Origin of the sequence: Haloarcula sp. JP-Z28 (assembly GCF_011440255.1) — an archaeon.
GTDB classification, from domain to species: domain Archaea; phylum Halobacteriota; class Halobacteria; order Halobacteriales; family Haloarculaceae; genus Haloarcula; species Haloarcula marismortui.
In genome coordinates this window covers 32,510-58,347 of sequence record NZ_JAAOHT010000011.1, presented here as the reverse complement: position 1 = coordinate 58,347, position 25,838 = coordinate 32,510, and the positions used below count along the sequence as shown (strand labels likewise).

At 64.4% G+C, this 25,838-nt stretch carries 24 protein-coding genes; 11 read left to right on the top strand and 13 right to left on the bottom strand.

All coding sequences use genetic code 11. The features are described 5' to 3' along the window. Positions 1-51 precede the first annotated feature (51 nt). The gene (locus G9463_RS06940) at positions 52-339 is read left to right on the top strand and encodes a hypothetical protein (RefSeq protein WP_004592488.1); all 288 of its coding nucleotides are present in this window, start codon (positions 52-54) and stop codon (positions 337-339) included. A gap of 16 nt (positions 340-355) precedes the next feature. Here the strand turns inward: G9463_RS06940 and G9463_RS06935 are convergent, their stop codons facing one another. Further along, on the bottom strand, positions 356-1,015 hold the full coding sequence (locus tag G9463_RS06935; RefSeq protein ID WP_004960917.1) for a 2,5-diamino-6-(ribosylamino)-4(3H)-pyrimidinone 5'-phosphate reductase: 660 nt from the start codon (positions 1,013-1,015) through the stop codon (positions 356-358). A 44-nt stretch (positions 1,016-1,059) separates the two neighbouring features. After that, a complete protein-coding gene (locus G9463_RS06930; RefSeq protein ID WP_165896328.1) occupies positions 1,060-1,518 on the bottom strand; it encodes a hypothetical protein in 459 nt (152 codons plus the stop codon). Between the two features lie 243 nt (positions 1,519-1,761). Between G9463_RS06930 and G9463_RS06925 the strand changes: the two genes are divergently transcribed. Genes G9463_RS06925 through G9463_RS06915 form a run of 3 tightly spaced genes read left to right on the top strand, consistent with a single transcriptional unit; the run spans position 1,762 to position 5,558 of the window. Continuing rightward, positions 1,762-3,042: a Single-stranded DNA binding protein gene (locus tag G9463_RS06925; RefSeq protein WP_165896327.1), complete on the top strand. Its 1,281-nt coding sequence runs from the start codon at positions 1,762-1,764 to the stop codon at positions 3,040-3,042. Beyond that, entirely contained in the window at positions 3,039-4,760 is a 1,722-nt protein-coding gene (locus G9463_RS06920; protein WP_165896326.1) for a hypothetical protein, read from the top strand. Before G9463_RS06925 ends, G9463_RS06920 begins: the two co-directional genes overlap by 4 nt. A gap of 48 nt (positions 4,761-4,808) precedes the next feature. After that, positions 4,809-5,558 carry a metallophosphoesterase gene (locus G9463_RS06915; RefSeq protein ID WP_011223459.1) on the top strand — a complete coding sequence of 250 codons (750 nt, stop codon included), beginning with the start codon at positions 4,809-4,811 and terminating at the stop codon, positions 5,556-5,558. 19 nt (positions 5,559-5,577) lie between these two features. Here the strand turns inward: G9463_RS06915 and G9463_RS24475 are convergent, their stop codons facing one another. Then, complete coding sequence (locus G9463_RS24475; RefSeq protein ID WP_004960905.1) at positions 5,578-6,426, bottom strand: class 1 fructose-bisphosphatase; 849 nt, start codon at positions 6,424-6,426, stop codon at positions 5,578-5,580. A gap of 176 nt (positions 6,427-6,602) precedes the next feature. On the opposite strand from G9463_RS24475, the gene G9463_RS06905 reads away from it, so the two are divergent. Next, a complete protein-coding gene (locus G9463_RS06905; protein ID WP_165896325.1) occupies positions 6,603-9,437 on the top strand; it encodes a DEAD/DEAH box helicase in 2,835 nt (944 codons plus the stop codon). Between the two features lie 23 nt (positions 9,438-9,460). On the opposite strand, the gene G9463_RS06900 is transcribed toward G9463_RS06905, so the two are convergent. Together G9463_RS06900 and G9463_RS06895 are read right to left on the bottom strand one after the other, a co-directional pair. After that, on the bottom strand, positions 9,461-10,198 hold the full coding sequence (locus G9463_RS06900) for a sporulation protein (RefSeq protein WP_165896337.1): 738 nt from the start codon (positions 10,196-10,198) through the stop codon (positions 9,461-9,463). A 152-nt stretch (positions 10,199-10,350) separates the two neighbouring features. Continuing rightward, positions 10,351-11,487, bottom strand: coding sequence for a PAS domain-containing protein (locus tag G9463_RS06895; RefSeq protein WP_165896324.1), 1,137 nt, complete (start codon positions 11,485-11,487; stop codon positions 10,351-10,353). A 200-nt stretch (positions 11,488-11,687) separates the two neighbouring features. Here G9463_RS06895 and G9463_RS06890 point away from each other — a divergent pair, with 200 nt between their 5' ends. Together G9463_RS06890 and G9463_RS06885 are read left to right on the top strand one after the other, a co-directional pair. Continuing rightward, entirely contained in the window at positions 11,688-12,296 is a 609-nt protein-coding gene (locus G9463_RS06890) for a zinc ribbon domain-containing protein (protein WP_165896323.1), read from the top strand. A gap of 35 nt (positions 12,297-12,331) precedes the next feature. Then, positions 12,332-14,089, top strand: coding sequence for a DNA mismatch repair protein (locus tag G9463_RS06885; protein WP_165896322.1), 1,758 nt, complete (start codon positions 12,332-12,334; stop codon positions 14,087-14,089). Between the two features lie 5 nt (positions 14,090-14,094). Here the strand turns inward: G9463_RS06885 and G9463_RS06880 are convergent, their stop codons facing one another. From G9463_RS06880 to G9463_RS06855, 6 genes are all read right to left on the bottom strand, one after another. Next, complete coding sequence (locus G9463_RS06880) at positions 14,095-14,559, bottom strand: SRPBCC family protein (protein ID WP_165896321.1); 465 nt, start codon at positions 14,557-14,559, stop codon at positions 14,095-14,097. A gap of 279 nt (positions 14,560-14,838) precedes the next feature. Continuing rightward, positions 14,839-15,150: a hypothetical protein gene (locus G9463_RS06875; RefSeq protein ID WP_165896320.1), complete on the bottom strand. Its 312-nt coding sequence runs from the start codon at positions 15,148-15,150 to the stop codon at positions 14,839-14,841. 355 nt (positions 15,151-15,505) lie between these two features. Beyond that, positions 15,506-15,676: a hypothetical protein gene (locus G9463_RS06870; RefSeq protein ID WP_004960881.1), complete on the bottom strand. Its 171-nt coding sequence runs from the start codon at positions 15,674-15,676 to the stop codon at positions 15,506-15,508. A 128-nt stretch (positions 15,677-15,804) separates the two neighbouring features. Continuing rightward, the gene (locus G9463_RS06865) at positions 15,805-18,186 is read right to left on the bottom strand and encodes a heavy metal translocating P-type ATPase (RefSeq protein WP_165896319.1); all 2,382 of its coding nucleotides are present in this window, start codon (positions 18,184-18,186) and stop codon (positions 15,805-15,807) included. Next, the gene (locus G9463_RS06860; protein ID WP_165896318.1) at positions 18,183-18,956 is read right to left on the bottom strand and encodes a sulfite exporter TauE/SafE family protein; all 774 of its coding nucleotides are present in this window, start codon (positions 18,954-18,956) and stop codon (positions 18,183-18,185) included. Before G9463_RS06860 ends, G9463_RS06865 begins: the two co-directional genes overlap by 4 nt. Before the next feature lies 1 nt (position 18,957). Then, complete coding sequence (locus G9463_RS06855) at positions 18,958-19,134, bottom strand: hypothetical protein (protein WP_004960872.1); 177 nt, start codon at positions 19,132-19,134, stop codon at positions 18,958-18,960. Between the two features lie 167 nt (positions 19,135-19,301). Here G9463_RS06855 and G9463_RS06850 point away from each other — a divergent pair, with 167 nt between their 5' ends. Genes G9463_RS06850 through G9463_RS06835 form a run of 4 tightly spaced genes read left to right on the top strand, consistent with a single transcriptional unit; the run spans position 19,302 to position 23,368 of the window. Then, entirely contained in the window at positions 19,302-20,531 is a 1,230-nt protein-coding gene (locus G9463_RS06850; protein WP_165896317.1) for a halocyanin domain-containing protein, read from the top strand. Between the two features lie 4 nt (positions 20,532-20,535). Then, on the top strand, positions 20,536-21,108 hold the full coding sequence (locus G9463_RS06845; protein ID WP_004960864.1) for a cytochrome c oxidase subunit II: 573 nt from the start codon (positions 20,536-20,538) through the stop codon (positions 21,106-21,108). Further along, on the top strand, positions 21,108-22,796 hold the full coding sequence (locus G9463_RS06840) for a b(o/a)3-type cytochrome-c oxidase subunit 1 (RefSeq protein WP_007190126.1): 1,689 nt from the start codon (positions 21,108-21,110) through the stop codon (positions 22,794-22,796). Before G9463_RS06845 ends, G9463_RS06840 begins: the two co-directional genes overlap by 1 nt. Positions 22,797-22,819: 23 nt before the next feature. Further along, complete coding sequence (locus G9463_RS06835) at positions 22,820-23,368, top strand: hypothetical protein (protein WP_004960860.1); 549 nt, start codon at positions 22,820-22,822, stop codon at positions 23,366-23,368. Between the two features lie 5 nt (positions 23,369-23,373). Here G9463_RS06835 and G9463_RS06830 read toward each other — a convergent pair whose 3' ends face one another. Together G9463_RS06830 and G9463_RS06825 are read right to left on the bottom strand one after the other, a co-directional pair. Further along, positions 23,374-24,645: a zinc-ribbon domain-containing protein gene (locus G9463_RS06830; protein WP_165896316.1), complete on the bottom strand. Its 1,272-nt coding sequence runs from the start codon at positions 24,643-24,645 to the stop codon at positions 23,374-23,376. A gap of 40 nt (positions 24,646-24,685) precedes the next feature. Next, complete coding sequence (locus G9463_RS06825; RefSeq protein ID WP_165896315.1) at positions 24,686-25,819, bottom strand: zinc ribbon domain-containing protein; 1,134 nt, start codon at positions 25,817-25,819, stop codon at positions 24,686-24,688. Positions 25,820-25,838: the final 19 nt, after the last annotated feature.

The following is a 25,838-nucleotide window of genomic DNA, read 5'->3' as shown; positions in this document are numbered from 1 at the left end:
CTCCGTTCTCACATCCACAGACCCTTTAGGATAGCCCCCGGAGTAAGCCGCATGGCAACAGACACTGTCACGCTGACTATTGATGACGGCGAAGAGACCGACGAACTCACAGTTCCGAGCGAACTCGTGGACATCCTCCGCGAGTCACCGGACGAGACGGACCCGCAGGTCGTCGGCGACATCGCGATGTTCGGCATGACCCAGCGGATTCACAGCGCTGTCCACCACGCGCAGGGCGAGCCGGACGAGCAGATCGTCGCGCTCGAAGAGGAAACCAGCGAACTGTTCGAGGAACGCTTCGGACAGTCCTTCGCCGAGCTGACCGGCCACGACCACTAATTCTGTCGGCCAGTTCTTAGAACTGCCAGTGTAGCACCACGCCGTCGTCGACCCGTTCGACGTCGGCTAGCTCCGGCTCCGGGAAGTCCTCGATGAAGCCGTCGCCGTCGGCCAGCGTCGGCGCGTCCCGGCCGCCGATAACCTTCGGACCAACGTAGACGAACAGTTCGTCGACCAGCGCCTCCTCCAGCAGGCCGAAGATGAGTTCGCCGCCACCTTCGACCATGAGCTGGTCGATACCATCGCCTTCCAGCTTTGCAAGCGTCGTCGTGAGGTCGACCCGGTCCTGACCGGCAGCGATGACGTACGCGCCGGCGTCTTCCATCTCCTCGATGAAGTCCGGTGGCGCGGCTTCGCTAACGAGGAGGTAGGTCTGTGCGCGGCCGTCAAGCACTGTGGCGTCCGGCGGCGTGCGGATACGGGAGTCAGCGATGACGCGCGCGGGGTTTTCGGGGTCGCCACGCTCGGCCCGAGCGGCGCGGCGGTCGGCGTCGTCGACGGTCAGCGAAGGGTCATCGGCGAGAATTGTGCCGACGCCGACCATCACCGCGTCGCTGTCGGCTCTGAGCTGGTCGACGCGGTCGAAGTCGTCCGGGCCGGAGATAGCTATCTGTTCGCGGCGGCGAGAAGAGAGTTTCCCGTCCACACTCATGGCGGCGTTGACGACGACGTGCATACTCGTTCGTGCCGGCGACACGTCAAACGGCTTTTGGGTTACAGTCAGGAAGATGTTGTCTCGGGACGCTTCGAGAGCTTCCGGACGTCGAGTTTCTTTACCGTACCATCGGCGGTTTTCAGCTTTAGCACCGTCTTTTTCAGCACCAGTTCATCGACGTCAAGCGTCGTCTCACTGTTCCAGCCACGGAGTCGAACCACCCCTTCCTCGTCGATTTCAACGAACGTACGGGGCTTGCGCTGTGAGCCCATCGTCCACTCCTCGTCGCCGACGGAGAGTTCCTGTCCCCCGCTTTTCGACCAGCGGAACACGCAGGCAAACCGCTCGCGGGGTTCATCCGCACGGTCGTGGTCAACGCGGGTCCACTGCTCGAAGTCGACGCCGAAATGGGCGGCCCACAGTTCCAGATACTCGAAATCGAACTTCTTTTTGCCGTCGTTGTTCCGGCCACTCCGCCAGATGACGTGGGCCTCTGACGGCTTCGACCCGAACACGCTCCCCATGGTCAGGCTCCCCTATGCCCACACTCGCTATCAGTGACAATAACTTTCTGTCCGGTTAGCTTGACGTGGCCAGTAGCGGAATTTTCGGCCGTTTGAAATGCACTAACTCGGTCAGGGAGCATATGCTGAGAGATTACAGTATCATAAATAAGAATTTTGGGCGATTTCAAACAGGTATCGACGGCTGTACCCTGCACGGCTGGCCGAAAACGCTTTTGAGTGCTCCCGTCGAACCGTCAGTCGATGTCTCTCGAAGACCATGCCGAGGAGCTCGCCTCCGACCTCGGTGTTGACAAAGAGGAGGTCACACGCGACCTGGAAAACCTCGTGAACTACTCCGTCCCGATGGACGAGGCCAAGCAAAGCCTCAGACGGAAGTACGGCGATGGCAGCTCGGGCGGCGATAGCACGCCGTCGAGCAAGGCCATCAACGAGGTTTCGACCGACGACTCGAACGTGACAGTCACCGCCGTGGTGCTCACGTCGGGTCGCCGGTCTATCCAGTACAACGGGGAACAGCACGTCATCCGCGAGGGCGAACTCGCCGACGAAACGGGAAAGATATCCTACACGGCGTGGGACGGCTTCTCGGGCGACCTCCAGCCCGGCCAGACCGTCCAGCTCGGCAACGCCGGCGTCCGCGAGTGGGACGGCCAGCCGGAGCTTAATCTGGGCGACAGCACCGACCCCGAAGTCGTCGACGAAACGCTCGACATCGACTACGATGTGGGCGGCCGCGCCGCGCTGCAGGACCTCGCGCCCGGTGACCGCGGCATCACTGTCGAGGTGCAGGTACTGGAATGCGAGCAGAAGGTCATCGACGGCCGCGACGGCGAAACGACGATTCTCAGCGGTGTCCTCGGCGACGAGAGCGGGCGGCTCCCGTTTACCGACTGGGAGCCCCACGACGAAATCGAGGAAGGGGCGTCCGTGCGCCTCGACGAGACGTTCGTCCGTGAGTTCCGTGGTGCGCCATCGGTGAACGTCTCGGAGTTCTCCGCGGTGACCGCGCTGGACCGCACGGTCGGCGTCACTGAAGACGCACCGCGGTTGTCAGTCCGTGAGGCCGTCGAGAGCGGCGGCCTGTTCGACGTGGAACTGGCCGGCAATGTCATCGAGGTGCGGGACGGCTCCGGCCTCATCGAGCGCTGTCCGGAGTGTGGCCGCGTCATCCAGAACGGCCAGTGTCGCTCCCACGGTGCGGTCGAAGGCGAGGACGACCTGCGGACGAAGGCCATCCTCGACGACGGGACCGACACCGTCACCGCGGTGCTCGATGACGAACTCACCGCCCGCGTGTACGGTGGCGACCTCGACGACGCCCGCGAGCACGCCCGCGATGCGATGGATAAAGAGGTCGTCGCCGAGCGCATCAGCGACCGCATCGTCGGCCGCGAGTACGTCGTCCGCGGGTCGCTGTCGGTCGACGAGTACGGCGCGAACCTCACTGCCTCGACCTTCGCCGAGGCCGACGACGACCCGGCGACGCGTGCGCAGGCCCTGCTGCAGGAGGCAGACACATGAGCGAATCCGGAGACAGCGGCCCCGGCCGCCGGGAGGTTGCCCATCGACTGTTCGCCGCGGAGTTCGATGACGCCGACTTCTCGTACTCCGAATCCGACGAGGAACGGGCCCCGAACTACGTCGTCACGCCGACCGGCGCGCGGGTCAACCGGCTGTTCCTCGTTGGCGTTCTCACCGAACTCGAACAGGTCAACGACGACGTGTTGCGCGCTCGCGTCGTGGACCCGACCGGCCCGTTCGTCATCTACGCTGGTCAGTATCAGCCCGACGAGCTGGCCTTCCTCGAGGCCGCTGACCCGCCGATGTTCGTCGCCGTCACGGGCAAGGCTCGCACCTTCCAGCCCGACGACAGCGACCGGGTGTTCACTTCGGTGCGACCCGAGAGCATCAGCGAGGTTGACGCGGATACGCGGGACCGCTGGGTCGTTCAGGCCGCCGAGCAGACCGTCTCGCGCATCGGACAGATGGCCAGCGCGAAACAGGCCGGTTTAGCCGGCGACGAACTCCGCCTTGCGTTACTCGACCGGGGCATCGACGAGAGCGCCGCGGCCGGCATCACGCTCGCGCTGGACCACTACGGCACGACCGGCGACTACCTCGACGCGCTCCGGACGACGGCGCTCGACGCCGCTCGCGTCGTCGCCGGCGACACGGACGAGGCGCAAGGGCTGTCGTTGTCACCAGACGACGGGACCGACGACCCGATTCCGCTCCTTGCCTCTCTCGACCTCGATACTGACGTTTCCACCCCGGAGACGGCGACTGAGGACGCAGAGGGAGACGCGACGGCAACCGACTCCGGCGCTACTGAGCCGACGACAGACGAAGAGGTGGCCGACGCGGCGGAAAAAGGTGCGCCCGCAGACGCTGCCGACGCCGAACCCGCGCCCGGTTCGCCCGGCGCACCGGCCGGCGACGAGTCGACAGAGCCAGACGCCGGCGCGGCCACGAGTGACGCACCCGTCGAGACGCCCGAGACAGCGACCGACGCCGCAGCCGACGAAACCACGCCGGGTGAGTCCGTGGGTGAGGACGTGTCCTCGACGCCTGAACAGAGCGAGCCCGTGGACGAACCACCGGTGTCGAGTGATCCGGTGACCGACGCCGACGCGATGGGACAGGACGAACCGGAGTCGTCGTCCGAACCCGACGACGGCGGTGACCTCGGCGACTTCGACACCGAGTTCGAACTGGACGAGGACGAACGCGAGGAAATCGAACAGGAGTACGGCACTGACTTCCAGAGCGGGACAGAAGTGGATGAGCCCGGCGAGGCCGACATCGAGACGCCGGACCACGAAGAACTGGCCGACGCGGCCCAGGAGGGCGCGCCCGCAGACGCCGCCGACGCCGAGCCCGCACCCGGTTCGCCCGGTGCACCGGCCGGCGATGAGTCCCCCGAGCCGACCGCTGACGCGGCCACAAGCGACGCACCCGCCGAGACGCCCGAAACAGCGACCGACGCCGCAGCCGACGAGACCACACCAGACGAGTCGGCGAGCGAGGACGCGCCTACCGAGGACGTGGACCTCGAAGACGCCGTCATGGCGGTCATGGATGACCTCGACGACGGCAGTGGGGCCGACCGCGAGGAACTCCGCTCGACGGTCGTGAGCCGCCACGGCGCGGACGCCGATGCCGTCGAGGACGCCATCCAAGACGCGTTGATGGGCGGACGCTGCTACGAGCCCGAGGACGGCAAGCTCACACCCATCTGACGCACCGAGCCGCGGTCCTTTTCTCCCCTGCGACCCAACCGAGCGCAGATGCGTGTCGAACCGCTTCCCGGCGTTCCAGCGGCCACAGTCGACACCGACGGAGAGCGACTGCTGGCGGTGGCCGATTATCACGCCGGCATCGAAGCAGGACTGAGGTACGAGGGGGTCGAACTCCAGTCGGCCGCCGAGGCCCGCCGGGAGCGGTTGCTGACATGCCTGAGACGCGCCCGGGCCGACCGGCTGGTCGTCATCGGCGACCTGGGCCACGCCATCGGCGACCCGTTCGCAGACGAGCGAGCGGAGCTCGAAACGCTGTTCGACGCCCTTGACGTGCCCGTGACACTGGTGAAAGGGAATCACGACGGCGGTCTGGAGCCAGTCTTGTCTGACCTCGACGCCGATGTTGAGGTAACACCGGGACATGGAACCCGTCTCGGTTCGGTCGGGTTCGCCCACGGCCACACCTGGCCCGCGCCGGACGTGCTCGAAGCCGACGTCGTCTGTGTCGGCCACGAACATCCCGTCGTCCGACTCGAAGACAGCGTCGGTGGGGCCCAGAAGGAGCGGGCCTGGCTCCGCGGCTCGCTGGTGACTGAGCCCTTTGCCGAACAGTTCGACCAACCAGTCGAGAACGCGCCGGACATCGTCGTCTTTCCGGCGTTTAACGACCGCTCCGGCGGGACGTGGGTCAACGTCGACGGCCAGGAGTTCCTCGCCCCGTTCCTGCCCGAGGGCATGGCGGATACCGAGGCGTTCCTGCTTGATGGCACGCGGTTAGGGGCCTACCGACAGGTCTGAGCCAGCGTTCTGTACCCGCCTATGTTTCCGAGAGCGCCGCTTCGAGTTCGTCGACCAGTTCTGTGTTCCCGAGGAACGTCGGCGTCCGGTCGTGGATACCGTCCGGTTCAACGTCGAGCAACGACTGCGAGCCGTCGCTAGAGGCCCCACCGGCAGCCTCGACGAGGTACGCGAGCGGCGCTGATTCGAAGTGGACCCGGAGCTTGCCGTTTGGATACCCCGACGTCACCGGATACCCGAACAGCCCGCCGTATTCGAGCACCTGTGCCAGGTCGGCGACGGTCGCGCCGCCGTAGCGGAGCTTCAGGTCCCGCTCGAAGGACTGGGCGATGTCGTTGAACGCGTCGCTTCGCTCGCCAGTCTTGCCCGCTAACCCGACAACAGTCGCCTCTGCTGGCAGTTCGAACTGGCCCCAGCGCTCGCTGTGCCCATCCCGGAGGAGGTGCTCCTGAACGACATCGCGGTCGGACCGGGCGATTGTCAGCGTCGTGTATGGGCCGTACAGCACCATCAGCGATGCGACCATTTCCCGGCCCGCCGCGGGCAGTTCAGCGTCGTAGACCCCGATTATCGTCCCCACGGAGTTGTTCGAGGCGAGGTTCGAGGAGCCATCGAGCGGGTCGATGGCGATGCTGTAGCCCTCGCCACAGTCGACCACGTCGCTACGTTCCTCGCTCGCGTACGCGCCGATGCCGTCGATGTACGCGAGTGCGTCGAAAAACAGGTCATCGGCCCACACGTCGCCACCGACCTGTTGCTCCCCACTCGGGTTCTCGCCAGCGGCTCTGTTGGCGTAGTTCGCCAGGTTCCCGCTAACGTAGTGGGCCGTGTCCTTTACCGCCCGTTCGATCTCATCAAGCGTGTTCACAGGCCATCACCGGCCGCAGTTGCACAGGCGTCGGTCATGATTCCACATATCCCAGGGCAACGACATAAGGCTGTACCCGTTCTCCACCGCAACGCCCGCAGTGCTCTGGTTACCGATGGGGAACGAGAGAATGTGACACAACGTGTTTAACCCGGTGTAGTCGCTAGAGAGGGGCGATGACTGACGGGGTCGCTCGCGGCGATGACGCCTTCACTGCGCTCGGGCCGGCCGTCCGCAGTGCGCTCTCCGAGCGCGGCTTCACGACGCCGACCGACCCACAGCGAAAGGCGATTCCAACTCTGGCTGACGGGCGAGACGCGCTAGTCGTCGCCCCGACCGGAACCGGAAAAACTGAAACGGCGATGTTGCCGGTCTTCGACGCGCTGGCCGAATCCGAGGACCGCTTTGGCATCGGCGCGCTGTACATCACGCCGCTCCGGGCGCTGAACCGCGACATGCGCCAGCGCCTCGACTGGTGGGGCGAAACGCTCGGCCTCGAAGTGGACGTTCGCCACGGCGACACGACTGACTACCAGCGCCAGAAGCAGGCAAACGACCCGCCGGACGTGCTGGTGACTACGCCGGAAACGCTACAGGCGATGCTCACCGGGTCGAAGCTCCGGACAGCGCTAGAGGATATCGAGCATATCGTTATCGACGAGGTCCACGAACTCGCCGCGGCCAAGCGCGGCGCACAGTTGACTATCGGACTCGAACGGCTCCGGGAACTGTCCGGGCGGTTCCAGCGAATCGGCCTCTCGGCGACCGTCGGCGACCCACACGAAGTCGGCCGGTTTCTCACTGGCGGCCGAACCTGCGCCATCGTGGAAGTGGACATCGGCAGCCGGCTAGATATCGAAGTGGTTCGGCCCCAGATTACTGACCGGGACGAGGAACTGTCGAGCTCCCTCGTCACTGACGCGGGAACGGCTAGCCACGTCCGGTTCATCGCGGACCTCATCGACGAAAACGAATCTGTCCTGCTGTTTGTCAACACCCGACAGACAGCGGAGGCACTGGGCTCGCGGTTCAAAGAGCTGGGAACCGACCTCGGCGTCCACCACGGCTCGCTGTCGAAAGAGGCCCGGATCGACGTGGAGGACCGCTTCAAAGCCGGCGACCTCGATGCCCTGTTGTGTACCTCCTCGATGGAACTGGGTATCGACGTGGGCCACGTCGACCACGTCGTCCAGTACGGCAGCCCCCGGCAGGTGTCCCGCCTCGTCCAGCGGGTCGGCCGCGCCGGCCACCGCCGGGACCTCGTTTCCTCGGGCACGGTCGTTACGACTGACACCGACGACACGCTGGAGGCGCTGGCGATTGCGAGACAGGCCGAAGCCGGCGATGTCGAGCCCGCCGAAATCCACGACGGGAGCCTCGACACAGTTGCCAACCAGATCGCCGGACTGGTGATGGATGCCGGCGAAATTCGGGCGATGCGGGCCTACGAGATACTGACCCGCGCGTACCCGTTCCGGGACCTCGACGAGGCCCAGTTCAAGCAGGTCGTCGAGGAACTCGCGGCGAACAACGTCATCTGGCTCGACGAGGACCGGGACACGTTAGAGAAGCGCCGCGGGACCTGGCAGTACTTCTACCAGAACCTCTCGATGATTCCCGACGAGGCCACATACGACGTGGAGGACGTGGCCTCAGGCCAGCAGGTCGGGACCCTCGATGAGAAGTTCGTCGTCAACTTCGCCACGCCCGGCGAGGTGTTCGTCCAGCGCGGGGAGATGTGGCGCATCACGAATATCGACGAGGAAGAGGAAGTCGTGACCGTCTCACCCATCGAAGACCCCGCCGGTGAGGTCCCGTCGTGGGTGGGGCAGGAGATTCCGGTTCCGAGAGCCGTCGCCGCGGAAGTCGGCGAACTCCGTCGTGTGGCTGGTCGGCAACTCCAGGACGGCGCGGACACCGAGGCCGTCGCCAGAGACGTGGCGACTCGCTATGCCGCCGGCCCCGAAACCGTCGTCGACGGGCTCTCGCAGGTGGAAGAACACGAAGGGCCGATTCCGGACGACACGACTATTCTGGTGGAGTTCCACGGCCGGGAGGTCATCGTCAACGCTTGCTACGGGCACAAAATCAACGAAACGCTGGGCCGGGTCCTCTCGGCGCTGCTCGGTCAACGGGCAGGGTCGTCGGTCGCGATGGATGTCGACCCGTACCGGATTACGCTGGAGGTCCCGCGCCGGATCACCGCCGGCGATGTCATCGAAGTCATTGAGGACACCGATCCTGACCACCTCCCAGCGCTCATCGAACTCAGCCTGAAAAACGCCGACGCGCTGAAGTTCAAGCTCGCGCAGGTGGCGACGAAGTTCGGCTCGCTCAAGCGCTGGCGGGGCCGGGGGTCGACTGACTTCGGCCGTGACCGCCTGCTGGCAGCGCTTGAGGACACGCCGATGTACGACGAAGCCCTGCGCGAGGTTCGCCACGAGGACCTCGCTATCGAAGCGACAGCCGACCTTCTCCGAGATATCCAGAACGGCGACGTGGCGCTCGAAACAGTGGGCGAACACACGCCAATCGGGACTGGCGGTAGTTCCTCCGGGCGGGAACTCCTCTCACCGGAGAACGCCGACACGAGCGTCATCAAAACCGTCAAGGAGCGCATCCAGAGTGACCGCGTCATCCTCGCGTGTCTGCACTGCAAGAAGTGGGACCGCAAACAGCAAGTCAAGCGCGTGCGGGATCAGCCGTCGTGTCCGCAGTGTGGCTCGACCCGAATCGCCGCGCTGAATCCGTGGGCCGAGGAAGTCGTCTCGGCCGTCCGGACCGACGACAAGGACGAGGAGCAGGAGAAGATGACCGAACGAGCCTACCGCTCGGCCTCGCTGGTCCAGAGCCACGGGAAACAAGCCGTGGTCGCGCTGGCCGCCCGCGGGGTCGGGCCCCACAACGCCGCCCGAATCATCAACCGCTTGCGGGAGGACGAAGACGAATTCTACCGGGACATCCTCCGACAAGAGCGGGAGTACGCACGGACGCAGTCGTTCTGGGGTTGAGGGCGGTACAGTACGCCAGCGGACTAACTCAGTTCCCGAATCGCGTCCGCGAGTCGCGGCTCGATAGCGTCAGCGTCGGGCGCGTCGACGGTGAGTTTCGTGTGTCGCTCGTCGGCATCGGTCATCTCCGAGAGCAGCCCGGCATTGCGGTCGACTTCTAGGTACACCGTGAGCCGGTCGTCGTCGAACACCGGGACGATCTCGACCTCGTCGACCGCGCCGGCGAACTCGCCGCGCTGGGGCCGGAACTCGAACTCCTGAGCGAAGTTCACCGAAGTAGTGAACAGGCTCCCGGCTGTCGCCTCACAGGCCGAGGCATGGAGCGAGAAACCGAGCGAATCGAGCGCGTCGAACACCGCCTGCGTGCGGTGTGTCGGTTCGACTTCGATGTAATCCTCGTCGCCGGGGTCGACCGCCATCGAGATGTCGAGGCCAGTCTCGATTTCAACGGCCGTCGAGCGCGTGGTCACCGGCGTCTCCCGGGGAATATCGATAGTAGTCTCGAAACGTCGTTTCTCGCCCGCTTCGATAGTGAACGGCTCCGTGAGCTGCCACTGGTCGATGATGGCGTCCTTGTACCCCTCGTCGGACTTGTATTCAGTTTCCAGCGCGAAGTAGACCGCATCGATGTTCTGGTCTGTCGATCCGCCCTCAACATGGACTTCGGCCCGGACAGATTCACCGGCTCTGACGGAATCTGTGGGCAAAACCGTGTCTACCGTAGCAGACCCGATGCCGATTCTGGAGAGCACGTCTTTCATTGGCATTGTTCAATTCAGCCGTCATATGGTATAAGGCTCAGGGAGTTGCAGGGCGAATAAATAGTCTGTCGGCGGACACGTCTGCGTATGGCGGCCGGTCAGCACACAGGGCCGGCCACAGTGACCGGCATCTGCAACAGAGAGACACTCGATCAGGTATCAGAAACATCCTGACCAAGTATGACAAGCCCTGCAGTGTTGTTGTCCAGATCAGTCAAGGAGTGAGCGCGGAACTCATACCGCTGTTGCTGACCGCTGTCGAGGCAGAGGCTGGCCGTGATAGTCGTTCGGCCAGTGCGGAGCGCATCGTCAACCGCGTCAGCAATCGTCTCCCGCTCTTCGTCGGGAAACAGGGCAGTTATCGGCGTTCCGACGGCTGTCTCTTCGGTGTTCCCGGTAAGCTCGAGTGCACGATGGTTACAGTGCTTGAGGCGGCCATCTATATCGGTGACGAACAGCGGCTCATCGAGCGCATCAAGCGCCTGTTGAATGACGGCCCGTTCTTCGCGTAACTTCTGCTCACGGGCGTGTCGTTCGGTGATATCGGTAAACGCGACGACAAGCTGCTCAACCTCGCCGTCTCTGATGATCGGCGTGGTATTGACTTCATGAACAACGTCGCCGACTGGATGAGTAAGTGTCACCGTATATGTAATTGTCTCACGCATGGCGACACATTTCCGATACGCGCCGGCGACCGCTCTGGAATTCTCGTATCCGAGTGCCTCCTGTGGGGTCTTCCCGATAAGTTCCGACTCTGCAAGTCCGGTAAACTCAAGCACCCGTGAATTACACCGCCGGAAGCGAAACCCGTCTTGTTCGACATCAACAAGCAAGAGCCCGTTCCGCGCGTTCTCGAAAACGGCAGCATACTCCTCTTTGGTCTCGCGTAGCTGTTGTTCTGAGCGATTGCGGGTGACAGCGTTGTTAATGCGGTTGGCCAGTAGCTCGTACTGCTCAGTCCCGGATTGTTTCTGTAAGTAGTCAGTTGCGCCGGCAGAGATCGCATCGCTTGCGATTTCTTCGCTTCCTCGGCCAGTAAACAGGATGAATGGGAGCTTAGCGTGTTCCGCCCGGACGGCCTCTAAAAACTCAAGTCCGTCTATCCCGGGCATCTCAAAGTCAGAGACAATGCAGTCAGGGGAGAGGTCGCTGAGCAGCTGTAGCCCTTCTGTCGCGCTTGTGGCAGTCTCCACGTTGAACCGACTGTCCTTGCGTTCAAGTAGGTCGGCAGTCAGGCTAGCAAGCCCCTTGTCGTCGTCAACGTGTAGAATATCAACGCCCCCCATATGTCACGGTGGGCTTGTACTGGATTATTTCTTTCTATCATTTAGAATACAATCTTCAGCCGGAAACCCACGGCAGAGACAGCGATTTGACTGCATGGGTCGTGCTACACTGTGATGGAGTATTAGCGCTCCCCACATCTGTATTCTGCTAATATGACACTATCCGGGTCACTCAAACCGCTCGGTGTGTAAAGGAGAATATGACCGAGTGGCGTGACGCGTCGGACCCCGCCTGCCCGGAGTGTGGCGAGCCACTGAAGCCCACGGCAATGGCCTGTCCACACTGTAACGCGTCGCTACTCACTGACGAACAGGCCGAAATGCTCGACGAGCGCCTGACCGAGACGCTGGAGTCGATGGATTCCGGGACGCCAACGTGGGCGGTCGCGCTCACTGGCCTCTCCCTCGGTATCGCCATTGCGCCGCTCGTGCTGTACGCCGTCGTCATCCTCGTCGGCGACCTCTCGCTTCCCGTGGCCGTCGGCGTCCTGCTGGCCGGCTGGCTTGGCCCGGCCGGATATCTCTCACGACTCCGCAATCCCAGTGAGGTGCTTGCCCGCGGGCTATACCTCGTCGTCGCCGGCGTGGCCGTGGTTGTGCTTGTGGTCGGCTACGAAGTCCTCCTGTCAGATGGGCCGTCGGTGGTCTCGGAACAGACCGCGCTTGTATCGCTCGGTCTGGCGATTCCGGCAGCACTGGGGGCGCTCATCGCACGCCGTGCCGCTCGGCGGGCTGACCGGCAGGCCCGCGGGGAACCGGGGCCACTGCACGAGCGCTTCGGTATCGACGACGACGAGCCCGACAACTGAAAACGCATAAGCGGGCCGCCGTTCTCCACCCGTGCATGCGACTGGAGGAGTACTGGGGCATCGGCCCGAAGACGTCCGAACTGCTCACCGAGGAGCTAGGCGTCGAGCGGGCCATCGAGGCCATCGAGTCGGCGGATACACGAGCGCTAACTACGGCTGGCCTCTCCCGGGGGCGAGCGACGCGCATCCTCCGGCGGGCGACCGGGGCCGAGTCGATGGACCTGCTCGCCACCAGAGACACCCGCGACGTGTACAAGGAACTGCTCGACCTCGCCGAGGAGTACGCGGTCACGGCGGACGCGGCGGACAGCATCCGGGTGCTGACGCCGCTGCCGACCCGCGAGGCGATGGCCGAGCGGCTGGACGACGTGCTCGAAGCGCGGGACACCTGGGCTGACCTCTCCGAGTCGGACCAGCGGGCCGTTCTCGACGCGTTCGAAGAGTACGACGCCGGCGGGGGTGAACTGGCCGCGGTCGACGTGGCGCTCGCCCTCCGGGACACCGGCATTGAAAGCGGCGTGTTCGAACCGCTAGCGGCCCTCGACGGCGAGTCGCTGACGGCCGGACGGGCGGCGCTCGCCGGGCTCGCGGGCGACGGCGAGTCCGTCGGCGAAGGGGCCGATAAAGAACTCGACCGCCTGCGCGACCAGCTCGGACAGATAGAGGACCTTGCAGCGGCATCGATGGAAGTCGTCGAAGCCGTGCAAGAAGGCGCACGGCGACCCGACGAGTTCCAAGACGCGCTCGTCCGTCATGTCACGAGCGAGACGGGCATCGACGCCGCCCGCGTCCGGGATGCGATGCCCCGTGAGGCGACCGACGCGCGGGATTTCGTCGACGTGGCGCTCCGAGACCTTCGGAACACGCTACGAAGCGACGTACAGAAGCGAGAGGAAGCCGTTGCCGACCGGCTGGAAGACGACCTCGCGGACGCCCGTGAAGACATCGACGCCGCAGTCAAGGCGGTGGACGACATCGCCTTTTCTGTCTCGCTCGCCCGCTTTGCCATCGCGTTCGACCTGACAAGGCCCAGCTTTGTCGAGGACCGCAAAACTATCGCGGTGAAGCGAGCACGGAACCTCACCATCGCGGACGTAGAGAGTGTCCAGCCGGTCACCTACGCTATCGGCGACCACACGCTAGAGTTGGACCGGGCGAACCAGCCGCCCAGCGGCGACCGGGTGGCTGTCCTGACCGGCGCGAACTCCGGCGGGAAGACGACCCTGCTGGAGACGCTGTGTCAAGTGCAACTGCTGGCCCAGATGGGGCTTCCGGTTCCCGCTGAGGCCGCCGAGGTCGGCATCGTCGACACGGTCGTGTTCCACCGTCGGCACGCGTCGTTCAACGCCGGCGTTCTCGAATCGACGCTGCGCTCGGTTGTGCCGCCGCTGACCGAGAGCGACCGGACGCTGATGCTCGTCGACGAGTTCGAGGCCATCACCGAACCCGGCTCCGCCGCCGACCTCCTCCACGGACTCGTGACGCTGACTGTCGACCGCGACGCCTTGGGCGTGTTCGTCACCCACCTCGCGGACGACCTCGAACCGCTGCCCATCGAGGCCCGTGTCGACGGCATCTTCGCCGAAGGGCTGAATCAGGACCTCGACCTGCAGGTCGATTATCAACCTCGCTTTGGGACCGTCGGGAAATCCACGCCGGAGTTCATCGTCTCCCGACTGGTCGCGAACGCGAGCGACCCGGTTGAGCGCAGCGGGTTCGAGACGCTTGCCACAGCCGTCGGTGAGGAAGCGGTCCAGCGGACGCTTTCGGACGCGCTCTGGACCGACGAGTAGCGCGGTTACGACAGCGAACTGGCGACAGCCCCCTCCTCCGCTTCGACTGCCTCGGCGACGTTGTCAAGCAACTGCCGAACTTCTCGACGGTTGTACCAGCGGATGAGCGGTGCGAGGAGGAACTCCGGGAGCGGCCCCGGAACATCGTAGTCGGCCGTATACGTGAGTCGCGTGCCACCGCGCTCCGGTTCGAACCGCCAGTCGATCCGCCCCGTCAGGTCGCCGTCCATGTCGTAGACGATTCGTTCGGGCGGTTCATAGGTCGTCGCGCGGACCTCACCGGTGAACGTGACCCCGAACATCTCGTACTCGTAGGCGGCGCGATTCCCACTGTTCGGCAGCCGCTCGATGCGCTCGGCGCGGGACAAACTTGGCGTGACGGCCGCCTGATTCGACGGTTCGTCCATGAACGCGAACACTGTCTCGACTGGCGCATCGAGCCAGCGGTCGTCGGAGGTGTGGACCGTCATATGTGGCAGTTCGCGCTCCAGTATCTTACAGGCTCGGCCACACAGGCCAGCAGACTAGTCCGGATACGGACGACTGCGACCGGTCCCGGCGGCTACAGCCGCCGGGTGCGGCGTGACTGTGCTCTGCTCTTCGAGTCGCGTCGCCGCCTGTCGATGACAGTGGCGAGGTAGAGGTTGTGCATACGTGTGGACTTCCCGGCAGGACTCGAACCTGCGCCGGGCGAGAGCCCGGGTCCGGTTGGGATATTCGGGAAGACGGGAGAGAGTGGAGGACTGCGCTTACGCGTCACTGGTCACGTCGACGCAGTTGACTGCCATCACGCCGAACCCCGCTTGCAGGAGTTCGGTGCGGCCGTCGGCAGTGTTCCGTTCGTCGTCGACCCGCAGTGTCAGCGACACATCGGCGTCGACCCGGATGTCGGTCCAAGTGGGACGCACGCTTGTCACGCGGTCGACAGCCACGTCTTCGACGCCGTCGACGGCCGCAAGGACGCCGGCGACACCGGCTTCGAGGGTCTCGGACCCGCCACGCGGAACGCGCAGTGATACGTCGGCCGATACCTCGGTCGGGGGAGTCGCCTGCAGCGACATAACGCCGACGGCCGGAGTCGAACCGGGCCGAAAGGGCACTCACCAATCGAGTCGCGTCGGTCGGGGACTGCGCGGGTGGCGGGCGCGTACGTCCGGCGCGGAGCGGCCGGTAGGGGATTCCCACACCAGGACGATGGGGAACCCGAGGGCTGGACAGCGAGAGAGCGACACGATACAGTGCAGGCTCAGGGCCGAGTGGCGACACGCCGACAGACCACACTGGGCGGTGCAGGCCTCTCAGACGGAGCGGCCAAGCGGGGGGTAGAGCCCCGCCGCTCGACAGTGAGCCAAATCGAATCCCCACCGCAGTGCGGCGTCCGTGAGTGGGACGCCGGTCCCACGGCGGCGAACCAGTCTATGGTGCCACGGGCGGAATCTTCACCGAGCGGGTGTCCGCGGCGACCCGTTCCCCGATAAGGGATGCATACTCGACCGTAGCGTCGAGGCTACGTTCGATGGCCGACCGCCCGCTGTACAGCCAGCGAGCGAACGACGTTGGCGCGGGAACGGGAATTGCGTAGGTCATGGGTCACCACGTCGGTGAAAGCGACGTATATGTGACTAGAACTGGTGATATATTAAATCTGTTTCAGACATGATACCAAATAACAAACATTCGGCGGTCGCTGGCAAGACAGCAATCGACAGCCGGTGTCAGTCGGCCGCTGCTGGTTGCTGTGGCGGAGTCGGTCCATCGGCACTCGCCTCGCCGTGTGAGACCGTGCCCGCCAGCGTCCGCGTGGAGTTCCCCACGACGAGCAGACTGCTGGCCGTCATCGCCAGGGCCGCAAACAGCGGATTCAGGACGCCAAGCAGCGCGAGCGGGAGCGCCACGGCGTTGTAACAAAACGCCCACGCGAGGTTCTGGCGGACCCGCGTCCGGGTTGCGGCTGTCACCGAGAACACGTCAGGGACGGCTCGCAGGTCGTCCGTCGTTACGACCGCGTCTGCCGCATCGGCGGCCAGTGACGTGCCCGACGCCATAGCGATACCAACGTCGGCGGCAGCCAGCGCCGGGGCGTCGTTGCTCCCGTCGCCGACCATCGCGACGGTTCCGCGGGACTGTAGTCGCTCGACGACTTCGGCTTTCGCCTCGGGCGGCACCCCAGCGAACACCTCGTCGATGCCGTCGTGGCGCTCGAACGGAGTGGCGGCTTCGGGCCGGTCGCCAGTAATGACAACCACGTCGCGGTCGCGAGCAAGCGCCGAGACAACTGACTCCCAGTGCGAGCGGAGCCTGTCGCCCGCAACAAGTACGTCTCGCGCTTCGCCGTCCCAGCCGACGAGCGCCGGGACACGCCCGTTCTCGGTCGCGCGTTCACACCGGCTCCGGAGGTTGGCGGGCACGTCGAACCCGAGGTCGTCGAACAGTGCTTGCGTCCCAACGACAACGTGGTCCCCGTCAACCGTCGCACTGACGCCCTGCCCCGGGTGTTGTTCGAACCCGGAGATATCCGCGTCCGGGACCGGCACGGCGTCCGTCACAGCCTCGGCGACGGGATGCTCCGCGAACTGCTCGACTGCAGCCGCCCGAGCCATCGCCCCCTCGTCGGCCCGCTCCAGCAGTTCCATCTCGCCGGTCGTCAGTGTGCCCGTCTTGTCGAAGGCGACCACGTCCGCGTCGGTCGCGGTCTCGAACACCGCGTCGCCGGTGACGACAGTCCCGCCGTCGAGCGCCCGACGGATTCCGGCCGCGGTCGCAAGCGGCGTCGCCAGCCCCAGCGCACAGGGACAGGAGACCACGAGCACCGCCAGCCCGGTCAGCATCGCGTCGGTCAGCGTTGCGCCAGTGACGAGATGCCCGCCGGTGGCGAGCACAGCGAGAACGACCACCAGCGGGACGAAGACGGCGGCGATTCGGTCGACCAGCCGCTGAACGCCGCCGCGCGTGCTCTGGACCTCCCACAAGAGGTTCGTCAGCCGGTCGACGGTGCTCTCGGCGTCTGGCCCGACCCGCACGACGACGCCGCCCTGCGTGACCAGCGACCCCCCGATGACCTCGTCGCCGTCCGTCTTCCGGACAGCCAGCGACTCGCCGGTGACGAGTGACTCGTCGACAGCAGCAGTCCCCTCAAGTACAGACCCGTCAACGGGAATTCGCTCGCCGGAGCGGACGACGACTTCATCGCCGGCCGACAGCGCCCCCACGTCGACCTCCTCGTGACCACCGTCGGTGCGTCGCCGGGCGCTATCGGCCCGCTGTGTGGTGAACTCCGTGAGCCGGTCCAGCGCGCGTCGCCGGACCCGGTCCTGATAGTAGTCGCCGACCGAGACGGCCATGACGATGACCGTCGCCACGTCGAAGTACACCTCTGTATGTCCCAAGATGACGGCGACGACGCTGTATAAGAAGGCAGTCACGGCGGCCATCGCCACCAGCAGGTCCATGTTCGGACGGCCAGCCCGGAGGCTGACGTAGGCTCCGCGGAGCAGCGGCCACCCGGTGTAGCCGACCACGACGCCGGTCATCACGGCCATGTTCCACAGCAGATAGTCCCCCGCCTGCCCCGCCGGGTCGAACAGCAACAGCGACGGGTCGACACCGAGGTAGGCCGGGTAGAGGAAGAGGATGTACCACAGCATCGTCATCATGCCGAAGAAGCCGCCGACGATGAGACGCCCCTCTAGTTCGTACTCGTCGTCGGTTTCCGTGGCCTGCAGGCTGGCGTCGTAGCCGGTGCCGGCCACTACCTCGGTGAGGTCCGACTCCGAGAGCGCATCAGCGTCGTAGGTGAGTTTCATCGTCCCCGTCGGGTAGCTGGCGGCCGCGGCGGCAACCCCGTCGTGGTCTGTGGCCCGCGCTTCGAGGAACGTCTCGCAGGTCGCACAGTGCATCCCGTCGACGGAAACGAAAGCCGTCTCGCCGTCGGCGTCGTCCGGGTCGGGGCCAGTGTCGGCGGCGTCGCGGGTCTCCGTCGCCGGGTCGTCGAGCGTCCGTGCGACTTCCAGACAGCCGCGACAGCAGAACGTCCCCTCGACCGCGTCGTCGGTGACTGGCGCATCGACCGGCAGGTCACAGAGCGTGCAGTGAGTCATGTCCAGGGCATCGGCAGGGGTGGTTTCGGGATAGCAATACCAAACGCCGCCAGTCCGTTCGACAGCGGGACGAGCGCGAGCGCGATGAAGACAATACCAAGTGCCCGGTGCAACGTCGCGCGGTGGCCCGGCGACAGCGTGCCAAAGGCGGTCCCGTAGGCGAACACCAGCGGAAACGTCCCGAGGCCAAGCGCGGCCAGCGAGAGCCCGCCGGTGAACGCAGAGCCGGTCGCAAACGCGTAGAGGAACGCCGGGTAGAGCAGCGGACAGGGGAGCAAGCCGTGCATCGCGCCCAGTGCGACCATCCCCGGGCCGTCGACCCACCGGTCGACTCTGGCGACGAGCGACGCGGAGAGTCGCTGGAACAGGTCCCCGACCAGCGGTAGCGACCGGGCCACATCGACGGCGCGGCCACGGGAGAGATACCCCAGCCCCACGGTGATGATAGCGAGGCCGACGAACACCCCGACGGCCCCCCGGACAGCGGTCCCGAGGCGCGCAAGGCCGGCGGCGTCGTACAGCACACTTCCGACAGCGCCAAGCACTGTCCCGACGAGCGCGTAGCTCAGCGTCCGTCCGGCGTTGAACAGCGCGTGCTGGCGTATTTCGTGGCTTGATACTGGCCCGCCGTCGTCAAGTCTATCGGCGTAGGTGGTGACTAACGGTCCGCACATCCCGAGACAATGGACGCTCCCGACGAGCCCAAGCCCGACGAACGCCGCGAGGCCGGCTGTCTCACCGGAACTCAGCCCCGCCGTCCCGAACTGCATATCAGGCGGGACTCGACTCTGTCGGTTTTGTCATCAGGAACAGACTACCGGCAATGATGACGACGCTGATCAGCGAAAGCGCGACGATGGTGCGGCCGGTTCCCTGCATATAGTACGCGACCGGCGCGAGTCCGAGCAGCGCCAGCAACGTTACGAGCCGAGGGCTTGACGCAGACATATCTGGCCGTACGTTAGAGGGGATATAAAAAGAAATGGGTCGTTCCTGACGACTGAAAACACCATCTGGGGTTTTTTTAGGTAATCTGCTATTCTCCCAGATATGGTACGGCACGAAGCTAGAAGCAGCCAGCTGCCAGATTCGCACGACGCGGTGGGGGTGCGACAATGGCGCTGAGTCGGCGACAGTTCGTCGGTGCCGCAGCCGGGACAGCGGCGCTAGCCGCGACCGGCACGGCGACAGCACAGGAGGAACCGGACTACGGCGGCTGGTTCGACGACGTTTCGAACTACGACGGGACCGCCGACAAGCGAGGCCAGGACACCGTGACAATCACCGTCGGCGCGCAGGGCAACAACGGCGCGTTCGCCTTCGACCCGCCCGCGGTGATGGTCAGCCCAGGCACAGAGGTTGTCTGGGAATGGAACGGTGAAGGCGGCGGTCACAACGTCGTCTCGGACGGCGACGGGCCACTTGATTCCGGGAGCCCGGTCAGCGAGGCCGGAACGACCTACAGCCACACCTTCGAGTCGGAGGGAATGTTCAAATACGTCTGTGTCCCTCACGAAACGCTCGGGATGAAGGGTGCCGTCGTCGTTCGGCCCGGTGGCTCCGGTGACGGCGGCTCCGGCGGACAACAGCAGCAAGGCCCACCCGAAAACCCGGATTACGGCGGCTGGTTCGACGATGTTTCGAACTACGACGGAACGACTGTCGACAGGACCGACGCCGATAGCGTCGAAATATCGGTCGGCGCACAGGGCAACAACGGCGCGTTCGCCTTCGACCCGCCAGCGGTTCGGGTGACACCCGGCACCGAAGTGACGTGGACCTGGACCGGTGAAGGCGGCGGTCACAACGTCGTCTCGGACGGTGACGGCCCGCTTGAGTCCGGTGACCCGGTCAGCGAATCCGGGACCACATACAGCCATACCTTCGAAGAGATGGGCGTGTACAAGTACGTCTGTACACCCCACGAATCGCTCGGGATGAAGGGCGCTGTCGTTGTCGGTGGCCCGCTCGATGGTAGCGGTGGCGGCAGTGGGGGCGAAAGCGGACAGGAGGGTGGCGGTATCGAACTCTCCGGCCCGCAGTGGCTTCTCTCAGGCTCGGTCCTGCTGGCGTTCTTCTCGCCGCTGCTGTTTGCCGTTGCGATGCGACGCCGCCAGAACGGGCGGCCGCCACAGACGGGAGACAGTGGCGAGCTGCGTCGGGCGACCGGCCCGGAGCCGGTTGAAGAGGCTGCAGAGACTGAACCGGCCGTTGAGCTGGGCCACGACGAGTACGACCCGAAGGGAACAGCGGCGCTGGTCGCCTTCTACTTCGTGTTGATCGGCCTGCTGTGGGTGTTCATGTACTTTGTCGAGTTCCTTGGCCGTGTCTCAATAATCGGGTGATAGCATGCAGGTCCATAGATTCGAAAAAGTCTGGCTCGGTGCAGCGCTACTGCTCATCGTCGGGTTCATTGCGACCATCGCGTACGGCTCGGTCGGCGTTGGTGTCGGAATGGTCGACGATTCGGGCGGACAAATAAGTGCGGAAGCGGTACAGAACGGTAACACTGGGACTCAGTTCGACGACCCCGGTGTCGTTCAGACGGGCGAAGATAAGTACACCGTGTACGTCGTCGCCCGGCAGTTCCAGTTCGTTCCAGGAAGCGGTGACAATCCGGTTCAGGTGCCAGCAGGTGCCAACGTAACGTTCAGGGTGACCAGTGCAGACGTGGTGCACGGCTTCTCCGTGGTCGAAACCAACATCAACACGATGGTCATCCCGGGACAGGTCTCTGAGGTCTCGGCCCGGTTCAACGAACCCGGTACCTACGGGCTTATCTGCCACGAATACTGCGGGGCGGCCCATCACACGATGGGTGGCTCCGTCGAAGTGGTCCCGCCAGAGGAATACGATATGCAACAAGAGAACATTGACCAGTCTGCGGATGATGCACAGGCTCAGGAGGAGGCGGATCAGTAATGGTGTTCGTCGACTCCTATCCGAAAACGTCGAAGCTCGTCCGTAGCGAGTTCATTGTGGCATTCGCCGCCCTTGGAATCGGTGCGCTGTTTGGCATCATCCAGTCGCTTCACCGCACTGGCGTGTTCCGCGGGTTCATCAGTTCGGCGGACTATTACACGATCCTGACGGGCCACGGTGTCTTGCTGGCGCTCGTGTTCACCACGTTCTTCATCGCGGGGCTGTTCACGTGGGCTGTCGCTAACAGCCTCGAACGCGAGTTGCCACACCGCATCGCCTGGTCGGCCTTCTGGATAATGCTCACGGGAACAGTGCTTGCGGCCGTGTCCATCATCGGCGGTCTCGTCGGTGCGCCGTCGATTCTGGGTCACGACCTCAAAGCGGATGTGCTGTTTACCTTCTACGCCCCGATGAAGGCTCACCCGGCGTTCTACATCGGTGCCGCGCTCATTATCGTCGGCTCGTGGGTCGCCGGCCTCGCGTACTTCAAGGCGCTGTGGGAGTGGCGGTCTGAGAACCCGGGTGAGCGAATCCCGCTGCAGACGTTCATGGTCGTAACGACGATGCTGATGTGGTACGTCTCCACCATCGGCGTCGCCGTCGAGGTCGTTGCTTTCCTCATTCCGTGGTCGCTCGGACTGATCCAGAACATCGACCCACTGCTGACGCGGACGCTGTTCTGGTACTTCGGCCACCCGGTCGTGTACTTCTGGCTCATGCCGGCGTACCTCGTCTGGTACACGATTCTGCCGAAGCTGGCTGGCGGGCGACTGTTCAGTGACCCGCTGGCCCGCGTGGTCTTCGTCGCCTTCCTGCTGCTCTCGACCCCGGTCGGCTTCCACCACCAGTACACCGACCCCGGGATTCCATCGGGGTACAAGTTCATCGCGATGACAAATACGATGTTCCTGCTGTTGCCCTCGCTGTTGACCGCGTTTACCGTGGTCGCCTCTGTTGAACACGGGGCTCGCCAGCGGGGTGCAAAGGGCTACCTCTCCTGGCTTCGGAATCTGCCGTGGGGCAAGCCTGCCTTTGCCGGCTGTATGCTCGCCGGCCTGATGTTCGCAGCAGGCGGCTTCTCCGGTATGATAAACGCCGGGATGAACATCAACTACCTCATCCACAACACCATCTGGGTGCCCGGCCACTTCCACCTCACCGTCGGGACGGCGTTCGCGCTGACGGCAATGGCTATCAGCTACTGGCTGGTCCCACAGATTACGGGGAAGAAACTCCAGCTGCGGGGCCTCGCTTCGCTTCAGCCGTACGTCTGGTTCGTGGGCATGGCAGTGATGTCGAACGCGATGCACCGCGCTGGCCTCGCGGGCATCCCGCGACGGACTGCCGAACCAACGTACGACGAGTTCGCGTTCGAGGGCGTCGCCGGAACGGTCGGCGAAATGCGCCTTCAGATCGCCATCGGCGGCTTCCTCCTGTTCGTCGGCGCAGCGATGTTCCTCATCGTCATGGCCGACACCCTGCTCGCTCGCCGTGGCGGGACGCTATCGGTCAACGGCCACATTCCAGAACCGCTGTCCGGCGCGGACCACAGCCCACGCATTCTGGACAACTACAAGCTCTGGACGGCGATTGCCCTGCTGCTCATCGTGATTGCCTACGGGCCGCCACTCGCCAGCATGGTTGCTGACGGACTGTTCGCGCCCGGTAGCCCGCCAATCCCGGTCTAACACCACTTCATTACTCTCTCATCATGTTCGAAGACGTCGACGGTCCGGAGCAGAAGACGCTGTTACGACTCCTCATCATCGTCGGAATCGGCTTGCCGATCCTCATTGAGGTCGTTACCTTCGGGAGTATGATGGGGCATCACCTGATGGGAGACACTGGGGGTGAGGCGGTCCCTGAAACGCCGACAGCGGCCGAATCCGGTGCCAGCGTTGGTGACCCGATTCTGGAATCCGCCAACGTCTCAGCCCGCATCGATGCGGCGTCTGTCGTCACCGCTGACGAGGGGTGGCGGTTCACGCTCACAGTGAACGTGACAAACACCGGGTCAGACCCCACAGCGGTTCGTCTCGACAGCGTTACCACCCGCAGCGGAGAGACAGTTGCGGACACCGCGAGCACTGGACAGCTACCAGTGGGGGACACTGACGACGTGACCAAGTCGTGGCTCCTCCCGCCCGGTGAGCGCCCGGGCACCGTCGCTGTAACGGTGTTCGTGTACCCGGACGGGGAATCAGTACAGTCGACACAGTACACTGTCGCGCTCGGCGACATCCCCGTTTCGAACCGCTGACCGCCTCACCCGTCGACAGGGTCGCCACAGGACGGACAGGTGTCCGCGTCGGGCGGCAGCGACTCGCCGCACTCGCTACAGTACGACTGCCCGGCGTCCCGGCCGCCCGGCGTGAAGACGGACGTATCATCCATCCACGCTTCGTCGGTTGCTGAAGCAGCCTTATTCGTATCGTCGGGCCCCGCTGTCTCCGAATCAGTGTCTGTCCCGCTGTCGTCACCCGCCGTTTCCGGTTCTTCCCCGCTATCCGATGACTGCGCGTTGTCCGGTGCCGATTCGTGAGCGGGCGGTTCCGCCGCCGGGACCTCGTCGGGCGAAAACACTCGGGTCCCGGTGTGTCCCGGTGACTCTTCGTCGCTACCAGTATCTGCGGTGTCAGCCCTGTCCCCAGTCTGTTCCCGAGAGTCTGATTCAGCGTTGACAGTCCGCTCGGCAGTTGGACGCTCGGTGCCGCTTTCCGCCGTCCTGACCGGTGGCATAATCGGGAACCGCTGGTCCGGACGGCGCTGCGGGTTCGAAAGCGGCGCGCGAATTCTGACGAAGGTCCCGGCGAGCAGTTGGAAGAAGAGGTACGCACTCACCAGCACACCCGGGACGGCAACCAACAGGGGTGTGGCCTGTGCTGGCTGGACACCCGTCAGTTGGAGCGCTGTTTCAACCACGGGACTGATGCCAGTCTGGGTCAGCCACGGGGACAGCGCCGACAATACGCCTGGTGCGGTGACCGTCTGGACCAGCCACCCAGTACTAAGCGAGACTGCGCTTACAAACACCAGCAGCGACAGGAATGTGGGGACCGAAAGTGTGTACACACGGTGGCCGTACGCGACGGTCCGGACGACCAGATGCACTGTTCCGAACAGTGCAATCACCGTGAGCGGGCGTCGCTGACCGAGAATGAGACTTACCAGCAGGCAGCTAAGGAGCACACTGCCGGGGATAGCGAGCAACACACTCGGGTGGTCCAGCCGATACGCGTCGGCAAGGTTGCCGTGCCTGTTCCGGAGCCGTCGGTTAATGAGGACGACGGTCGCCAGTGACGGACCGACGAGCCAGAGACCGCCAGCAAGCACAGTGCGTAGCGAAACAGTTCGGCCAGCAAGTGTCACAAGAACAGTTTGTTCGAGTCCCGAGAACTGCGCCAACAGCAGCCCCGTCGCGAGCACCCAGCCACCGTAGACGAGCCATGCCAGACCGACACCCACAAACAGCCAGGTTTCAGTTCGCAGTAGTGCAGCGGACTCGCGGAGTTCCAACCCCAGTCGACCACGCTCCATCAGCCTGATATTTTCCGACCGACCGCTTAATTGTGGGTGGTCACGCCGCCCGAATCGTCATCGTCACAACACCTGACAGTTCGAGTTCATCGCCCGGTTGGATCGGTTCCCGGTCGCCTTTCTGCAACTGGGTCTCGTTCAGCCGCGTCGGGTTGTCCCCGAGGTCGACCAGATAGTATCCTTCCGACTGGCGGTCGAACCGGACGTGTTCGCGGTGGATTCGAACCGCTTCGTCTTCCGGTCGCCCGGCGTCCAGTAGCGCTGCCCGGATCTCCCGGCCGATGCGGTCCCCGTCCTCAACAGTGATGTCTCGACCCTCGACCGAGAGGACGAGTTTGTCCGGTACGGTTGCGTCATCGGTGGACTGTGACGCGAGTGTGTCGACGGCGTTACCCGTAGCTGCTGACTCACTCTCTGTCTCAGCGGTAGTTGCCGACCCTGCTGTCGAATCAGCCGTCGACGTGTCACGCCCGCCACGATGTGCGTCTAAATCCTCCCCACAGTTGACACAGAAACTGGCGTCGTCGTCGACAGCGGTGTCACAGGACGGGCACGCGTCAAGCGACCCGTCGTCCCCCGGTGTAATGTCCTGTACGTCGGCACCGCAAGCGACACAGAAATTCGCGTCGGCGTCGAGTTCGCGGTCACAGTCCGGACAGGTAATCGTTGCCGAATCGTCATCTGCCTCCTGAGTTTCGTCGGATATCTCGTCGTCCCCATCGGAGTCACTGCTTGGCTGATCCGGCGTGTCGTCGGCCTCGTTGTGTTCTCTCTCGGTGTTCGGCTCGGCCTCAGTGTCGGCTTCCATTTCGTGTTCCGTCGGCGTCTCCGTCGTCCCCCCCGTCTCGTCTTCGGCCTCGGGTGCCCCAGTGTCCGAGGCCGCATCCGCCGATGCTTCGTCGTCGCTATCATCGTCGACAGTGTTCCCACCCGGGGTGTCGGCTTCGTCGCTAGCCGCCACCGACCGGCCATCCATCGGGTCCGCCTCGTCCGTGCCTTCCGGTATCAGGTCAGCGTCGTCCGGCACCCCATCGTCAGTCTCAAAATCAGCAGCGCTTTCGTCGGTGTGTTTCCACTCACCACAGTCCGGGTTTGTGCACCATCCGCCCGCGACTGTCGGATCAAAGTCCTCGTCGCATATGGGGCATTTTACCGTGCGGTCGGATTCAGGCATGGATTTCGTTAGGTCCTAC

What these genes read in the sequence shown, in the direction of transcription:
- G9463_RS06940 (WP_004592488.1), top strand. Translation starts at nt 52, where the DNA reads ATGGCAACAGACACTGTCACGCTGACTATTGATGACGGCGAAGAGACC.
- G9463_RS06935 (WP_004960917.1), bottom strand. Translation starts at nt 1,015, where the DNA reads ATGCACGTCGTCGTCAACGCCGCCATGAGTGTGGACGGGAAACTCTCT.
- G9463_RS06930 (WP_165896328.1), bottom strand. Translation starts at nt 1,518, where the DNA reads ATGGGGAGCGTGTTCGGGTCGAAGCCGTCAGAGGCCCACGTCATCTGG.
- G9463_RS06925 (WP_165896327.1), top strand. Translation starts at nt 1,762, where the DNA reads ATGTCTCTCGAAGACCATGCCGAGGAGCTCGCCTCCGACCTCGGTGTT.
- G9463_RS06920 (WP_165896326.1), top strand. Translation starts at nt 3,039, where the DNA reads ATGAGCGAATCCGGAGACAGCGGCCCCGGCCGCCGGGAGGTTGCCCAT.
- G9463_RS06915 (WP_011223459.1), top strand. Translation starts at nt 4,809, where the DNA reads ATGCGTGTCGAACCGCTTCCCGGCGTTCCAGCGGCCACAGTCGACACC.
- G9463_RS06905 (WP_165896325.1), top strand. Translation starts at nt 6,603, where the DNA reads ATGACTGACGGGGTCGCTCGCGGCGATGACGCCTTCACTGCGCTCGGG.
- G9463_RS06900 (WP_165896337.1), bottom strand. Translation starts at nt 10,198, where the DNA reads ATGAAAGACGTGCTCTCCAGAATCGGCATCGGGTCTGCTACGGTAGAC.
- G9463_RS06895 (WP_165896324.1), bottom strand. Translation starts at nt 11,487, where the DNA reads ATGGGGGGCGTTGATATTCTACACGTTGACGACGACAAGGGGCTTGCT.
- G9463_RS06890 (WP_165896323.1), top strand. Translation starts at nt 11,688, where the DNA reads ATGACCGAGTGGCGTGACGCGTCGGACCCCGCCTGCCCGGAGTGTGGC.
- G9463_RS06885 (WP_165896322.1), top strand. Translation starts at nt 12,332, where the DNA reads ATGCGACTGGAGGAGTACTGGGGCATCGGCCCGAAGACGTCCGAACTG.
- G9463_RS06880 (WP_165896321.1), bottom strand. Translation starts at nt 14,559, where the DNA reads ATGACGGTCCACACCTCCGACGACCGCTGGCTCGATGCGCCAGTCGAG.
- G9463_RS06875 (WP_165896320.1), bottom strand. Translation starts at nt 15,150, where the DNA reads ATGTCGCTGCAGGCGACTCCCCCGACCGAGGTATCGGCCGACGTATCA.
- G9463_RS06870 (WP_004960881.1), bottom strand. Translation starts at nt 15,676, where the DNA reads ATGACCTACGCAATTCCCGTTCCCGCGCCAACGTCGTTCGCTCGCTGG.
- G9463_RS06865 (WP_165896319.1), bottom strand. Translation starts at nt 18,186, where the DNA reads ATGACTCACTGCACGCTCTGTGACCTGCCGGTCGATGCGCCAGTCACC.
- G9463_RS06860 (WP_165896318.1), bottom strand. Translation starts at nt 18,956, where the DNA reads ATGCAGTTCGGGACGGCGGGGCTGAGTTCCGGTGAGACAGCCGGCCTC.
- G9463_RS06855 (WP_004960872.1), bottom strand. Translation starts at nt 19,134, where the DNA reads ATGTCTGCGTCAAGCCCTCGGCTCGTAACGTTGCTGGCGCTGCTCGGA.
- G9463_RS06850 (WP_165896317.1), top strand. Translation starts at nt 19,302, where the DNA reads ATGGCGCTGAGTCGGCGACAGTTCGTCGGTGCCGCAGCCGGGACAGCG.
- G9463_RS06845 (WP_004960864.1), top strand. Translation starts at nt 20,536, where the DNA reads ATGCAGGTCCATAGATTCGAAAAAGTCTGGCTCGGTGCAGCGCTACTG.
- G9463_RS06840 (WP_007190126.1), top strand. Translation starts at nt 21,108, where the DNA reads ATGGTGTTCGTCGACTCCTATCCGAAAACGTCGAAGCTCGTCCGTAGC.
- G9463_RS06835 (WP_004960860.1), top strand. Translation starts at nt 22,820, where the DNA reads ATGTTCGAAGACGTCGACGGTCCGGAGCAGAAGACGCTGTTACGACTC.
- G9463_RS06830 (WP_165896316.1), bottom strand. Translation starts at nt 24,645, where the DNA reads ATGGAGCGTGGTCGACTGGGGTTGGAACTCCGCGAGTCCGCTGCACTA.
- G9463_RS06825 (WP_165896315.1), bottom strand. Translation starts at nt 25,819, where the DNA reads ATGCCTGAATCCGACCGCACGGTAAAATGCCCCATATGCGACGAGGAC.